We start from the raw sequence: 14,747 nt of genomic DNA on the forward strand, positions 1-14,747 counted from the left end.
GGAGCTATTTCCGCGTTGCGCTAGCTGCGGAAACGCGGGACCCGTTCAGGCTGTTGCATTGAGATTGAAAATCAACCACCTAATCATTGGGGACGTTCTTAAACGACTAGTCATTCAAGAACGTCCCCAACGACTACATTAGAACGTCCCCAACAACTACATGAAAGCGCCCTCAAGCGGATGTGCTTGAGGGCGCTTCTTGCTTGACTAACTTTCGATATAGTCCTTCAGCTTACTACTGCGGCTCGGGTGGCGAAGCTTGGCCAGGGTCTTGGACTCGATCTGGCGGATGCGCTCGCGCGTGACGCCAAACTCGCGGCCGACTTCCTCGAGCGTGCGGGGATGACCGTCGACAAGGCCAAAGCGCAGCTCGATAACCTTGCGCTCACGATCAGCAAGCGAATCGAGCACCTGGGTGAGCTGCTCCTGCAGCATGGAGAAGCTGGCGGCATCGGGCGGAACGATGGCCTGGGAGTCCTCGATGAAGTCGCCCAGCTGGGAATCTTCTTCCTCGCCGATGGGGGTCTCGAGCGACACGGGCTCCTGCGAGATCTTCTGGATCTCGCGGACGCGGTCGGCGCTCATGTCCATCTCGGCACCGATCTCCTCGGGGGTCGGGTCGCGACCAAGGTCCTGAAGAAGCTGGCGCTGCACGCGGACGAGTTTGTTGATGGTCTCGACCATGTGCACGGGAATACGGATGGTACGGGCCTGGTCGGCGATAGCGCGCGTGATGGCCTGACGGATCCACCACGTGGCGTACGTGGAGAACTTAAAGCCCTTCTGGTAGTCAAACTTCTCGACGGCGCGAATCAGACCGAGGTTGCCCTCCTGGATCAGGTCCAGGAACAGCATGCCGCGACCAACATAGCGCTTGGCGATGGAGACGACCAGACGCAGGTTTGCGCTGATGAGCGCCTGCTTGGCTTCGAGGCCCACGTTCTCAATGCGCGTAAGGCGACGCATCTCGGCACGCGTGAGTTCGAGCTCACCAGCATCGGCAGCCTCGAGCTTCTCGGTGGCCTCGAGACCGGCCTCGATCTTCATGGCCAGATCGACCTCTTCCGAGGCGGTCAGCAGGTCGACCTTGCCAATCTCCTTGAGGTACATACGGACCGGGTCGCCGGTCAGCATCACCGTGGAGGCATCGATGCCGCGCACGCGCGAACGCGAACGGGACGTGCGCACGGTGCGCTTCTTCTTGCTCTTGGAAGAACCCATCTCGGCGTCGGCCTGACGGGCCATCTTGAGCTCATGATCGTCGAGCGAGCCGGAATCGTGCTCGTCGTCGTCATCGAAATCGTCGGTATCGGTATCGTTATCGTCATCGTCGACGCCCATGGGGGCGTCGTCGTTACCGCTCGCGGAGATAATCTGGATGCCGCTGTTGCGCAGCGCGGAATACACCGCGGTGAGCTGCTCGTCAGAAACATCGATATCCTTCAGGGCGACCTGAATCTCGTCCTCGGTTACCGAAGTCCTGTTTGAGCCGTTGCCCATGAGCTTTGCAACGTAGGATTCCAGCCCAGTACCCGTGCTCTCAGTCTTTTTTGGCACAGATTCTCCCTTCATAGTCCACAGGACTCAATACTTTAGCACACACATTGACGTCTATACCCAAAAAGAGGGCTGGATATAGGCGAGAATACGCTGGTTGACCACAACATCTAGGCTTGTTCGGTGCCTGCGACCTCCAGGCCGATCAAACGGAACGGGTCTGCCACGCCACCGATCGACTTTTGCAGTTCGCGTTGACGCTGCGAATCCTGCGCGGCCTGTACGGTCAGCGCGCGGCGGGCCTCATCATCGAGCGAACGATCCTGGCGCAGCTTGGCCTGTGCGGCACGCATGCGGCGCTTGATGGTGTAGAGCTCGAGCGTATCGAGCATAAACACGATGTTCGTCTCGGTGGGGTGCTTGCTCGTCGCCGAGATGCGCCCGGCACTCACAAGCGTTGCCGCCTCGGGACACACCGAGCGCGCCGCATCCATGCAGGCTGCAGGATCGGTTCCCGGCGGCGTTGCCAGAACAGCCCACGCGATGGACTCGTGACGTGGGTCAACCCACTCGATGGAGCAGATGCGGTCGGCATACGTGCGGAACAGGTCGGGGTAGCTCGTGAGCATGGTCAGCAGCTCACGCTCTCCCGCCAAGGACTTGCGTTCCAAATCGGTCAGAACCATAGGGGCCGCCGCAGCCGGTGCGTCCGAACCATCTGGCACAGGAACAGAGCCCATACCATCAGGCACGTCGATCGGCGGCAGGTCGTCGACGACCTCCACGGGCGCGGCATCGTAGGCATCGAGCGGGACGTAGTCGTACGGCTCTTCTTCGACCGGCGCGGACACCGGCGGCGTAGCGCCCGACGCCCAAGCACCGCGACCGGCATCGTGAGAACCCGATGCCCGACCGCCCGCGCTACCAGAGCGCTCGGCTTGTGCTCGCTGGCGCTCATAGTTTTGCTCGCGACGGCGCTCAGCATCTTCGCGCTTGGCGACATCACGAAACACACGGCCCGAGCTCGCACGCACGGTCTCCAGATCCAAACCCAGCAGGTCGGCAATCTGGATAAAGTACGTGTCGATCATATAGCTGTCGCGCAGCGGATAGATAAGCGTCAGCGCATCTTCCAGCGCCTTTGCGCGACCGCCCGGCGTGGTAATATCGCTCGACTCCTGCAGCGAACGGTAAACAAAGTCCATAAGCGGCTCGGCCGCGTCGATGCGCGCCTGCAGCTCCTGGCCGCCGTGCGCCGTGATGAACTCCATAGGGTCGTTGCCGTCGGGCAGCACCACGCAGCGCAGGTCCATAGAATCCTGCTCGATAAACTGAATCGCACGGCGAGCGGCCTTCTGGCCCGCGGCGTCTCCGTCAAACATATAGACGATGCGCTTGGCAAAGCGGGTGAGCGTCTTGACGTGATGCTCCGTAAGCGCAGTGCCCAAAGTGGCGACAACGTTTTTGATCCCCGCCTCCCAACAGGCGATGCAGTCGGTATAGCCCTCCACCACAATGGCGGTATCCTGCGCGACGATAAACTCTTTGGCCCAATTAAAGCCGTAGAGGTTTCGCTTTTTATGAAACACGCTCGTCTCGGCGGTATTGAGGTACTTGGGTTGGCCGTCACCCATGATGCGACCACCAAAGGCGATGTTATGACCCTGCTCGTCAAAGATGGGAAACATCACGCGGTCGTAGAAGCGGTCGGCAAGCTGCCCGCGCCCGCGGCTCACGGCAACGTTGGCATCGATCATCTCCTGCGGAGTAAAACCCGCCTGAGACAGGTGCGACACCAGCGCGTTGCGGCCCGGCGCAAAGCCCAGGCAGTAGCGGCGGCAGACGTCGCCACCCATGCCGCGGCTGGCAAAGTACTCACGCGGACGGCCGTCCTTACCACGCATAAGCATGGTGTGGTAGAACTGGGCGGTCTCGGCGCACAGATCGTAGATTCTGGCACGCTTAGTACCGCGCTCGCAGCGATCTCCGGTGTCGTGCAGCTCAATACCTGCGCGATCGGCCAAATAACGGATTGACTCGGGAAAGCTCAGGTTCTCGCGCTTCATGATATAGGTGAAGACGTCGCCACCCTCACCGCAGCCAAAGCAATGCCACACCTGCGTGGCGGGGATAATGTGGAAGGACGGCGTCTTTTCGCCATGGAAGGGGCAGCATCCCCAAAACTCATGGCCGCGGGGCTTGAGCTCGACCGTTTCCTGCACGATGGCAACCAGGTCAGACGCAGCGCGTACCTGGTCTTTTTCCTCATCGCTAATCACGGATGCTCACCCCCTGCTCACCCAAGTTGTGACGAATGTCCTCGATATTACCCTCGACGGTCGCAATCAACTCATCCAGCGAATCGAACACACGCGAGGGACGTAGCCAGCGCGTAAACCCCAGCGAAACGGAAGCGCCATAGAGGTCGCCCGTATAACCAATTAAATTAGCCTCGAGATGCGCAGATGCCGCATCGTCGGCATACGTCGGCGGCAGTCCGACGTTCACGGCAGCGGGCCACGCGGTGTCATCGACCAGCACCAGACCCTCATACACGCCATCGGCAGGCACCTGAATACCGTCGGGAACCTGTAGGTTTGCCGTGGGAAAGCCCATGCCAGAGCCCTCGTGACGGCCGCGAATAACACCGCCACGCACCATATACGGACGGCCGAGTAACTCAGCAGCCAGCTCCACATGGCCCTGTCCGAGCTCATGACGGATACGGGTGGCGCAAATGGCCTCACCGCCCTCGCAAAGCAAGTCGTGACCATACACGTCAACGCCATGTTCGGCACCCCAGGCGCGCATCTCGGCAACACCAGAAGCACCGCCACGACCCAGTCTAAAGTCACTGCCAACGCGAATCGAACGAATGTCAACCAGACGCGACACCAGCGAGAGAAAATCAACATGGTCAAGCGCCGCAACCTCAGGCGTAAAGGGAACGGCCACCACCGCATCGACCCCGGTTTGAGCCAGGGCATGCAGACGGTCGGCCGTCGTCATCAATTTTTGAGCGGGCGAAGGGCTCACCACAACGTCCGGGTCGGGATCGAAGGTAACCACGACCGCCTTACAGCCACGGGCACGGGCATCACGGACAAGCGCTTCGATGAGTTCCTGATGTCCACGGTGAACGCCGTCGAACACGCCGATGGCGATGGAGGCGGCACCCAAGTGCTCGCACTCATCAAACGTATCGGCAGTAACGATGCGAGCCTCGTCCGACTCACCCGCGAAAAAGATACGGCCGAGCACGCGAGCGGACAACATCATCGAACACCGCCGATTGCCTGCGGAAACACGTGCTCCATGACAAAGCGGCCGCCCTCAATGCGAGCGAGCGCCTTGAGTCCCCCATCGAGCACCAACGCAAACGGCGCCTTCGAGGCATCGAAATCGGCAAGCGCACGCTCAACGGGAATGCGTCGGCCGCAGAGCAGGTCGTCGGCAAGATTGCCCGGCAAGTCAACGCGAGTGGCGCCCAGGGCCACAATGGGATCCAGGGCAAAGCCAGCGGCGGACTCGGGAGAAAGCTCCTCGACCGCATGACAGGCGCCAATGGAAACAACACCGGAGGCCGTGCGGCGCAGCGCGGAAATGTGCGCGGCGCTCTCGCAGGCGCGGCCCAGGTCGCGAGCGAGCGCACGAATGTAGGTGCCCTTGCTCACCGAGAACGCCACGGTCCACACACACGAATCGCCCTCGCCGCCCACGGCGATCAGGTCGGCGGCATAGACCTCGACGGGGCGCGGAGGTAGGTCCACCGCATTGCCCTCGCGAGCAGACTTATAGGCGCGAACGCCATTGACCGAGATAGCCGAAAACGCCGGCGGCACCTGCATCTGCGGACCCAGCATGGCGGCCAAGTGCTCACGGGCATAGGCAGGATCGCGGAGCTCGTTGGCAACAGCCACCGTGCGGACCGCCTCGCCCTCCGCGTCATCGGTATTCGTCTCGGCGCCAAACGAAATATCGGCGACGTAGCTTTTGGTATCGAGCGTGAGCATGCCCAGCAGACGAGTGGCCTGGCCCACGCCCACCACCATGACACCCGATGCCATGGGGTCGAGCGTGCCGGCATGGCCGACGCGCCGCTCATGGAGGGCGCGCCGGCATTGCGAGACCACATCGTGGGACGTGCAGCCCACCGGCTTATCGACGGCGAGCAGCATATTCAGTTGTGAAGGCGTACGACGAGCCATGTACCATCCAAAAAGTTAAAGCTCGACGGTCACCGAAGCGGGATCCTCCCCTACCAGCTCGGCCAGCATGGGAAGTGCCACGGTGAGCGTCTCGAGAATCGTTCCGTTGTTGGAGAAACCGGCGGCAGCGGGATGTCCGCCTCCGCCAAAGGCAGCAGCGATCTCGGACACGTTGAGGTCGCCCTTGGAGCGCAGGTTGCCGCGCACCTTGGTATCGCCCTCGATACCCTTCAGGAACAGGCAGACCTCCACGCCCATCACTGAGCGCACCACGTCAACCAGGCCGTCGCACTCATCCGAGGTGACACCGCAAGCCTCAAGGTCGCTCTGGTACGCGTAGCTATACGCGACGCGCCCGTGGGCCACCGTCTTGATGCGGCCCATAACGATGGACTTGAGGTGCAAAAACTCAACGCGCATGCTCTGATATACCTCGAGTGCCACACGCGCCGGATCGGCACCGTGGGCAACCAGTCGCGAGGCCGCATGGAACGCGGCGGCATCGGCGTTCTGGTACTGGAAACGACCGGTGTCGGTCACCAAGCCGCACAGCAAGCAAGTCGCGACGCCATCACGGGCGACAATGCCACAATTGTCCAAGAAACGGTCAATTATCATGGCGCAGGCTGCAGCTTCGACGCGTCTCAGGCTCAGCTCGGCAAACTCCTCGCGCGCCGGATGGTGATCGAAGCACACCACATGCTTGGAGCGACGAAGCACCTCGGCGGAGTTATTCAGGCGTTCGACGACCGGCACGTCCACCGAGATGAACAGGTCCGGATTGCCGGTGTACGTAGATGCCGGCACCAGACGGTCGGAGCCTTCCATAAATCGGTAGATGCGCGGAACCGGGTCATCGTCTGCCAGCAGCAGCGCAATGTCCTTGTTGGGGAAAAATTTCATGAGCGAAAGCCCCAGACCCAATACGGAGCTCAGGGCATCGCCATCGGGAGAAGTATGTCCCGAAATCGCAATGGAGGACGCACCCTCGATGAGCTCGAGGATGCGTCGCTGAATATCTGCAGACTCGCACGAGGCGAGGTCGGCGGAATTAGTCATCTAAAGCTGCCTCCTGGGCGGCATCCGCTATCGGATAGCCGTCCTCGTCCTTTTCGATCGCAAGCGTGGCGGGAACGTTTTCCAGCGCACGCGTGATGCGCTCGGCCTCATCGGTCGAGCGATCGATGCGAAAATCGAGCTCGGGCGTAACACGCCAATCGAGCGAGCGAGCCAACAGGCTGCGAATACGGCCCTTGGCGCTTGCGAGCGCCTCCATGACCTCGTCGTAGCGGCTTGCATCGCACGACACGTACACACGCGCGAACGAACGGTCCACCGCGACCTCGACCGCGGTCAAAGTAACCAGGTCGAGACGCGGATCGGAAACCTCAAAGAGCAGGATATAACCAAGCTTCTCGCGAAGCTGCTCGCCCAGACGGCGGGTTGCCTGCGTTTGCTTCATAGCGCTACCCCCTACTCGGTACGGGCAACCTGGTCGATGCGGTAACCCTCGATCTGGTCGCCGGGCTTGATGTCCTGGAAGTTCTCCAGGCCAATGCCGCCCTCGGAACCGCTCTTGAGGCTCTTGGCCTCGTCCTTGTAGTGGCGCATCGAGGCGATCTTGCCGTTGAAGACCACGATGCCGTCGCGCACCAGGCGCACGGAATCGGTCGCGGCGATCTCGCCCTCTTCGACGCGGACACCGGCGGCGATACCGACTTTGGGCACCTTGAAGGTGTCCAGGACGGTCGCGGTACCCGTGGCGACCTCGACCTCGGTGGGCTTGAGCATGCCGATACGGGCCGCGTCGAGCTCCTCGAGGCACTTGTAGATGACGTCGTAGCAACGGATCTCGACACCCTCGCGCTCGGCGGCGGAGCGGGCCTTACCGTCGGGACGGACGCCAAAGCCGATGATGATGGCGTTGGAGGCGTCGGCCAGGACGACGTCGGTCTCGTTGATGGCGCCAACGGCGGAGTGGATCGTGTTGATGCGAACCTCGGACTGATCCATCTTGTCGAGCGAGTCCTGAAGGGCCTCGATGGAACCCTGGACGTCGGCCTTGATGATCAGGTTGAGCTCCTTGACCTCGGCGTCGGCGATGGTCTCGAAGAGGTTCTCGAGCGTGACGTGCTTGACGCGGCTCTGCTCCTCGATACGGGCCTTGAGCGAACGCTCGTCGGCCAGGGCGCGAGCCTCGCGCTCGTCCTCAAACACGCGGAACTCGTCACCGGCGTTGGGCACGGACTGCAGGCCCAGGATCTCGACAGCGTCGGAGGGACCGGCCTCGGTGACGGCGCGACCCTTGGGGTCGAGCATGGCGCGGACGCGGCCGTAGGTGAGGCCAGCGACCAGCGTATCGCCCACGTGCAGGGTACCGCGGGTCACGAGCACGGTAGCGACCGAGCCGCGACCCTTGTCGAGCTTGGCCTCGAGGACGTTGCCGGAGGCAAAGGTGTCCGGGTTAGCCTTGAGCTCGAGCACGTCTGCCTGGAGCAGCACGGTCTCCAGAAGGTCATCAATGCCGATCTTCTGCTTGGCCGAGATGTTGACGAACATGTTCTGTCCGCCCCACTCCTCGGGGATGACGCCGTACTCGGTGAGCTCCTGGCGCACGCGGTCGGGGTTGGCGCCCGGCTTATCGATCTTGTTGACGGCGACGACGATGGGAACGCCGGCGGCCTTGGCGTGGTTGATCGACTCGACCGTCTGGGGCATGACGCCGTCGTCGGCAGCCACGATCAGAATGACGATGTCGGTCACCTTGGCGCCACGGGCACGCATGGCCGTAAAGGTAGCGTGGCCCGGGGTATCGATGAAGGTGATCTTGCGGTCGTTGATCATGACCTGCGAAGCGCCGATGGCCTGCGTAATGCCGCCTGCCTCGCCGGCAGCAACGCCGGTGTGACGGATGGCGTCGAGCAGCGACGTCTTGCCGTGGTCGACGTGACCCATGACGGTGACGACCGGGGCGCGCGGCTTAAGGTCGGCGGGATCGTCGTAGAACGAGAAGGTGTTCTCCTCCTCGGGGGTGATGATCTTGATCTGACGGCCCAGGTCGTCGGCGACGAGCTCGACGAGGTCGTCGGACATGGACTGCGTCATGGTAAGCGGCGTACCAAGCAGGAACAGGCGCTTGATGATGTCGTTGGCCGGAACGTCGAGCGCCTCGGCAAGCTCCTGGACGGTAACGCCCTGGGAGACCTTGATGGCGTCGAGGTCCTCGGGGTTCACGCCCTGGGCCAGCGCCTCCTCTATCTTGCGCTCCTCCTGAGCCTTGGCAGCCTCGCGCTCGCGCTTCTCCTTGCGCTTCTTGCGGCGACCGGTGGACTCGCGTGAGGCCTCCTCGACGGCGGCACGAGCCTCCTCGAGCACCTTCTCGCGGCTGTACTCCTCGGCCTCGCGAGCCATGCGGCTGTAGTGGTCCTCTTCGTTGTTGTGACCGCCCTTGCGCTTCTTGCCCTTGCTCTGCTTATCGGGGTTGGGGAAGTCCATGCCGGCAGCAACGTTGTTGCTGGCGTTGGTGCGATGGCTGTGCGGACGGCTCTCGGAGGCGTTGCGCTCAGAGTTGTTGTCAGAGGCGTTGCGATCGTTACGACGGCCACCGCGGCGGTCGTTGTTGCCGCCACGACGGTTACCGCGCTCGGCGGCGCGCTCGGCCTTGGCCTTGTCCTCGGCGTCCTTCTTCTCCTTGAGCACGGTCTCCTGTGCGGCGATCTGGTCGAGCAGCGAACGGAAGCGCGAACCGGAGTCGGAAGCGGGAACGGCGCGGCGCTGGGCCTCGCGGGCAGCCTCCTCCTTCTCACGGGCAAGGCGCTCCTGCTCGGCCTTCTTCTTGGCCTCGGCCTCGGCGCGGGCAGCCTCCTCAGCAGCCTGGGCTGCGGCAAACTGGCGGCGCTCCTCCTCGCGGGCCTTCTCGGCGGCGATGCGCTCGCGCTCGGCCTCGGCGGCGCGAGCGGCCTCCTCGGCGGCAGCTGCCTGCTCCTCGGCCTGCTTGGCGGCCTCGACTTCCTGGGCGCGGGCCTCGATCACCGAGGCGAGCTGCTTGCGGACCATGGCGACGTAGGCGTCCTCCAGAGTGGAGGAAGCGGACTTAGCGGGAATCTTCATATCGGCGAGATGACCCATCAGTTCCTTGGAGGTCATGCCGAACTCTTTGGCCAGGGTGGACACACGGACTTTTGCCATATGACTTCACCTACCCTTTCTGGCACCTTGGGTGCCTAGAGACTGAACGAGCGTGGGAGATGCGCCGGGACCTGCCCGGCGCGACCGCGCGCTAGATCAGGTCCTCCGCATCATCGAAGGCGTCGGTGTCGTGGACACCGCAGAAACGGGAGCCGGGACGAGCCTGGTTGCGGCACTGGATGCCGTCCTCGGACACATACTCGCAACGGCGGACGTCCTCGTCCTCCTCGTCACCGATCAGGTCGGCGGCGGGCTCCTCGTGAACGGGAACGTTCTTGAGGATGTCGGCGGCAAGGGTCTCGGACTTGATGTCGATGTGCCAGCCGGTCAGGCGCGCGGCGAGGCGGGCGTTCTGGCCCTCCTTGCCGATGGCGAGGGACAGCTGGTCGTCGGGCACGATGACACCGGCGTAAGCCTTCTCCTCGTCGATGAGGACGCGGGTGACCTTGGCAGGCGAAAGGGCGTTGGCAACGTAGACGGCAGGATCGGCATCCCAAAGGATGACGTCGACGCGCTCGCCACGGAGCTCGCCCACGACAGCGCGAACACGGCTGCCCTTGGGGCCGACGCAGGCGCCCACGGGATCCAGACGGTCGTCGAGCGAGTGGACGGCGACCTTGGAGCGCTGGCCGGGCTCGCGGGCGATCGACTTGATCTGGACGGTGCCCTCATAGATCTCGGGCACCTCCTGCTCAAACAGACGACGCATGAGCTCGGGGTGGGTACGGGAGATGACAATCGGCGGACGGCTGTGCTCGCCACGAACCGGCTGCAGGTTGGAGTTGGGGTCGCGAACGTCGATGATCACGGCCTTGATGTGCTGGTTGTGCAGGTAGCGCTCGCCCATCGGACGCTCGTTGCGCTCGTTCTCGTAACGGCGCTGGTCGAAGTGCGGAAGCTCGGCCTCGACGCCCTCGCGAATCTTGACAATCGTGAAGTCGGGCGTGGACTGCAACACGGTACCGCTGATGAGGTCACCGATGCGGCCTGAGAACTCCTCGTAGATCTGCTCGCGGGCGGAGTTGCGCACGATGGCGTTGATCTCGGCCTTGGCGTGCTGGGCGGCGATGCGGCTCGTATTCTTGGGGGTGACGTCGATCTCCTCAAACTCGGTGAAATTGCCCTCCTCGTCCATGGAATCGTCGATCGGCTCCAGGCGGTAGACGTAGATCTTGCCGGTGGTGCGGTCGATGGTCACCTTGGCGCCCCACTCAAGATGCAGGATCTCGGCATAGCTCTTGGCGAGCGACTGCTCCAGGCGGTCGATCAGGTAGAGCTGGTCGATGTGCTTCTCCTGGCAAAGCTCCATCAGGGCGGACATCATGTCGGATGCTGCCATCTTACTTTCCTTCCTTCGCGGGCTTGAAGTCGTAGGTGGGCTTCAACTTGCACTTTTTAACATCAGAGAAATCGAGGGTAACGGACTCGCCGTCCTCGAGCTCGAGGGTCACGTTCGTCTCGGTGGCGGCGGCAATCTTGCCGGCGTACTTGCGACGGCCCTCGGTAGCGGTGGAGGTGAGCTCACAGTTCTCGCCCACAAAGCGGGCAAAGTCGCACGGGCGGCGCAGCGGGCGCGCCATGCCCGGGCTCGACACCTCGAGCGTATAGCTCGAAGAGATGGGGTCGAGCTCCTCAATCACATCGCCGACCCACTTGGTGTTGGCCGTGACGTCGTTGAGCGACAGGCTCTGACCCTCGGCACCCTCGATACGCACGCGCACGCAGGGGGCCTTGGTGGCACCCACGAGCTCGACGTCGACGATGTCGATATCGTGCTGGGGAGCGACGGCCTCGAGCGCGTCGATGATCGCCTGCTCGGTCTTGGTCTTGACCATTGCGGCACCTCCATCCATACAAAAAAGAAGCGGGGCCGAAACCCCACTTCTTTCAATTACAACTTCATTTGCAAGCAAACTATACCAATAGCTGCGGAAACGTGCAAGCATAGTACGAATCTGCAGGTCAGCGTGCGCACAGCTTCTCCACAAGAAATAGATAATTGGGTGTTGTCGCAAGTATCCATAACCAAAGCGAGGGACGACCCAATCGGATCGCCCCTCGTCTTTTATGCGTCAGCTAAGCGCGCAGTGCTTACTTGACCACCAGGTTGACCAGCTTACCGGGCACGCAGATGGCCTTGACGACCGTCTTGCCCTCGAGCCACTTGGCGACGGCGGCCTCGGCGGCAGCCTGCATCTCCTCGTTGGAGGCGTCGCGGGCGACATCGATGCGGCCACGAACCTTGCCGAGCACCTGGACGACGATCTGCACCGTGTCCTCGATGGACTCGGCCAGGTCGAACTCGGGCCAGGCGGCGGTGTAGGCATTGCCCTCGCAGCCGAGTGCCTCATGCCACAGCTCGTCGGCCCAGAACGGGCAGATGGGGGCAAGGACGCTCACAATGTCCTTGGCCACGCCGTAGCACAGCGCCTTGTCGCGGGCGGTACCCTCGGTGGCGTTGAGGTAGGCGCTCGCCGCGTTGACGAGCTCCATGACGGCCGAGATGGCAGTGTTGAACTGGCCGCGGTCGAAGTCCTCGGTGCACTTGGCGATGGTGCGGTGACGCTCGCGATAGAGCTTCATCGCGACCTCGTCGAGCGCGGACTTGTCGAAGGCCACGTTGGCGTCGCCGGACTGGACGAGCTGCCAAACGATACGCCAGGCGCGCTTGATGAAGCGGTTGGCGCCCTCAACGGCCTTGGGATCCCAGTCGAAGTCCTTCTCGGGCGGGGCGATAAACAGAATCGCCAAACGCATGGTGTCGGCGCCGTAGGGCTCGATGACCGAGCTCGGGGGCACGACATTGCCCTTGGACTTGGACATGGTGTCGCCGTTCTCGTCCTTGACCATGCCCTGGCACAGCAGGTTGGTGAAGGGTTCGTCCACGCTCAGCAGGCCCAGGTCGCGCAGTGCCTTGGTAAAGAAGCGGCTGTAGAGCAGGTGCAGAATGGCGTGCTCGATGCCGCCGATGTAGTTATCGACGGGCATCCAACGGTCGGCGGCCTCGCGTGAGAAGGGCAGCTCGGTGTTGTGCGGATCGGTATAGCGCAGGTAATACCAGCTGGAGCAGGTGAAGGTGTCCATGGTATCGGTCTCGCGCTTGGCCGGGCGACCACAGACCGGGCAGGTGGTCTCGTAGAACTCCTTGCACTCGGCGAGGGTCTCGCCGGCGCCCAAGTCCAGGTTCTCGGGCAGCGTCACCGGCAGCTGATCCTCGGGCACGGGCACGATACCGCAGTGCTCGCAGTGAATGGCCGGGATGGGGTTGCCCCAATAGCGCTGACGGGAAATGAGCCAGTCGCGCAGACGGAACTCGACCTTGCGACGACCACAGCCCATGGCCTCGAGGTCGGCCACGATCGCAGCCTCGCCCTCGGAGTGCTTGCCGCCGCGCATGCCGGTGTACTTGCCGGACTGGACGAGCGTGCCCTCGGCAGCGTGAGCGCAATCCCAGTCGACGGTCTCGGCATGGAAAGTATCGATGGTCTCGCCGCTGGCCTCGACGGCAGCACGGTCATCGTCATCCAGGATGATCGGCACGATCGGCAGGTCGTACTTACGGGCAAACTCAAAGTCGCGCTGGTCGCCACAGGGAACGGCCATGACGGCACCGGTACCGTAGTCGGCAACGACATAATCGGCAACCCACACGGGGACCTTCTCGCCGTTGACGGGGTTTACCACATAGCGGCCCGTGAAGGCACCGTGCTTCTCGAGGGTGCCCTGGGCACGCTCGACGGCAGAGATATGCTTGGAGTCCTCGACGATCTTGGTGACGGCCTCCTCGTACTCCGTGCCCTCGACGAGCTCGTGCAGGCCGGCGTACTCGGGAGCCAGGACAAAGAAGGAAACGCCAAAGAGCGTATCGGCACGCGTGGTGAAGACGGTGATCTTGCCCTCGTCGCCCTCGATGGGCTCGCCATCCCGGTCGCACAGGGTAAAGTCGACCTCGGCGCCCTCGGAGCGACCGATCCAGTTGGCCTGCATCTGCTTGACGCGCTCGGGCCAGCCGGGGAGCTTCTCCAGATCATCGAGCAGCTCCTGGGAGTACTCGGTGATCTTGAAGTACCACTGCTCCAGGTCGCGCTTCTCGGGCTCGGTGCCGCAGCGCCAGCACTTACCCTCGGTAACCTGCTCGTTGGCCAGAACGGTCTTGCAAGTGGGGCACCAGTTGACCGGGTTCTTCTTGCGGTAGACCAGGCCCTTTTCCCACAGCTTCTCAAAGATCCACTGACCCCAGCGGTAGTAGTCGGGGCTGCAGGTCTTGACCATGCGATCCAGATCGTAGGAGAAGCCCATGCGCTTCATCGTGGCGAGCGCCTGGTCCATGTTCTTATACGTCCAGGCAGCAGCCTGCGTGTTGTGCTTGATAGCGGCGTTCTCGGCAGGCAGGCCAAAGGCGTCAAAGCCGATGGGATGCAGCACGTCGTAACCGCGCATGCGGGCCTGACGGGCCATGGCATCGCCGATGGTATAGTTGCGCGCGTGGCCCATATGCAGGTCGCCCGACGGATACGGGAACATCTCGAGCACGTACTTCTTGGGCTTGCTGTCGTCGGTGTCGACGGCAAAGAGGTTGGAGTCCTCCCAGGCCTTCATCCATCGGGACTCAATGGCCTGCGCGTCGTAGGCAGGGATCTCGTCCTTATGATCTGCGCAATCGCACATATCAGCTCCTTTTAACTTGATTGGGGCCGGTCGGCTAGGCTTTACTCGCTGCTGCGGACAGTCCTGCTCGCACGAAGGCCACATTAAGTGGCCTTCGGCTCGTGCGGAACTTGCAGCGAGCAAAGCCTAGCCGCCCGACCCTAGGGTTAACTTGGATGATTCTAGCAAATACAACAAGCGAGATGC

10 protein-coding genes are annotated in these 14,747 nt (G+C 62.6%); all 10 read right to left on the minus strand.

Features of this window, described 5'->3' with window-relative positions:
- Positions 1-207 precede the first annotated feature (207 nt).
- Entirely contained in the window at positions 208-1,557 is a 1,350-nt protein-coding gene (rpoD, locus tag ABCN01_RS08270; protein WP_342996845.1) for an RNA polymerase sigma factor RpoD, read from the minus strand.
- A 110-nt stretch (positions 1,558-1,667) separates the two neighbouring features.
- The gene (gene dnaG, locus ABCN01_RS08275; protein ID WP_342996844.1) at positions 1,668-3,776 is read right to left on the minus strand and encodes a DNA primase; all 2,109 of its coding nucleotides are present in this window, start codon (positions 3,774-3,776) and stop codon (positions 1,668-1,670) included.
- Positions 3,769-4,776 (minus strand): riboflavin biosynthesis protein RibF, encoded by a 1,008-nt coding sequence (ribF, locus tag ABCN01_RS08280; RefSeq protein ID WP_342996843.1) that lies wholly within the window; start codon positions 4,774-4,776, stop codon positions 3,769-3,771. The genes dnaG and ribF overlap by 8 nt, the downstream gene beginning before the upstream one ends.
- A complete protein-coding gene (gene truB / locus ABCN01_RS08285; RefSeq protein WP_342996842.1) occupies positions 4,773-5,705 on the minus strand; it encodes a tRNA pseudouridine(55) synthase TruB in 933 nt (310 codons plus the stop codon). The genes ribF and truB overlap by 4 nt, the downstream gene beginning before the upstream one ends.
- Before the next feature lie 15 nt (positions 5,706-5,720).
- On the minus strand, positions 5,721-6,764 hold the full coding sequence (locus ABCN01_RS08290; RefSeq protein WP_342996841.1) for a DHH family phosphoesterase: 1,044 nt from the start codon (positions 6,762-6,764) through the stop codon (positions 5,721-5,723).
- Entirely contained in the window at positions 6,757-7,167 is a 411-nt protein-coding gene (rbfA, locus tag ABCN01_RS08295) for a 30S ribosome-binding factor RbfA (RefSeq protein ID WP_006234038.1), read from the minus strand. The genes ABCN01_RS08290 and rbfA overlap by 8 nt, the downstream gene beginning before the upstream one ends.
- An 11-nt stretch (positions 7,168-7,178) precedes the next feature.
- On the minus strand, positions 7,179-9,893 hold the full coding sequence (gene infB / locus ABCN01_RS08300; protein WP_342996840.1) for a translation initiation factor IF-2: 2,715 nt from the start codon (positions 9,891-9,893) through the stop codon (positions 7,179-7,181).
- A gap of 91 nt (positions 9,894-9,984) precedes the next feature.
- Positions 9,985-11,232, minus strand: coding sequence for a transcription termination factor NusA (nusA, locus tag ABCN01_RS08305; RefSeq protein WP_006234042.1), 1,248 nt, complete (start codon positions 11,230-11,232; stop codon positions 9,985-9,987).
- 1 nt (position 11,233) lies between these two features.
- Positions 11,234-11,728: a ribosome maturation factor RimP gene (locus ABCN01_RS08310; RefSeq protein ID WP_152068090.1), complete on the minus strand. Its 495-nt coding sequence runs from the start codon at positions 11,726-11,728 to the stop codon at positions 11,234-11,236.
- Positions 11,729-11,984: 256 nt separating this feature from the next.
- Positions 11,985-14,561: a leucine--tRNA ligase gene (gene leuS / locus ABCN01_RS08315; RefSeq protein ID WP_342996839.1), complete on the minus strand. Its 2,577-nt coding sequence runs from the start codon at positions 14,559-14,561 to the stop codon at positions 11,985-11,987.
- Positions 14,562-14,747 lie beyond the last annotated feature (186 nt).

This window comes from Collinsella aerofaciens (assembly GCF_039062365.1).
Classification (GTDB): domain Bacteria; phylum Actinomycetota; class Coriobacteriia; order Coriobacteriales; family Coriobacteriaceae; genus Collinsella.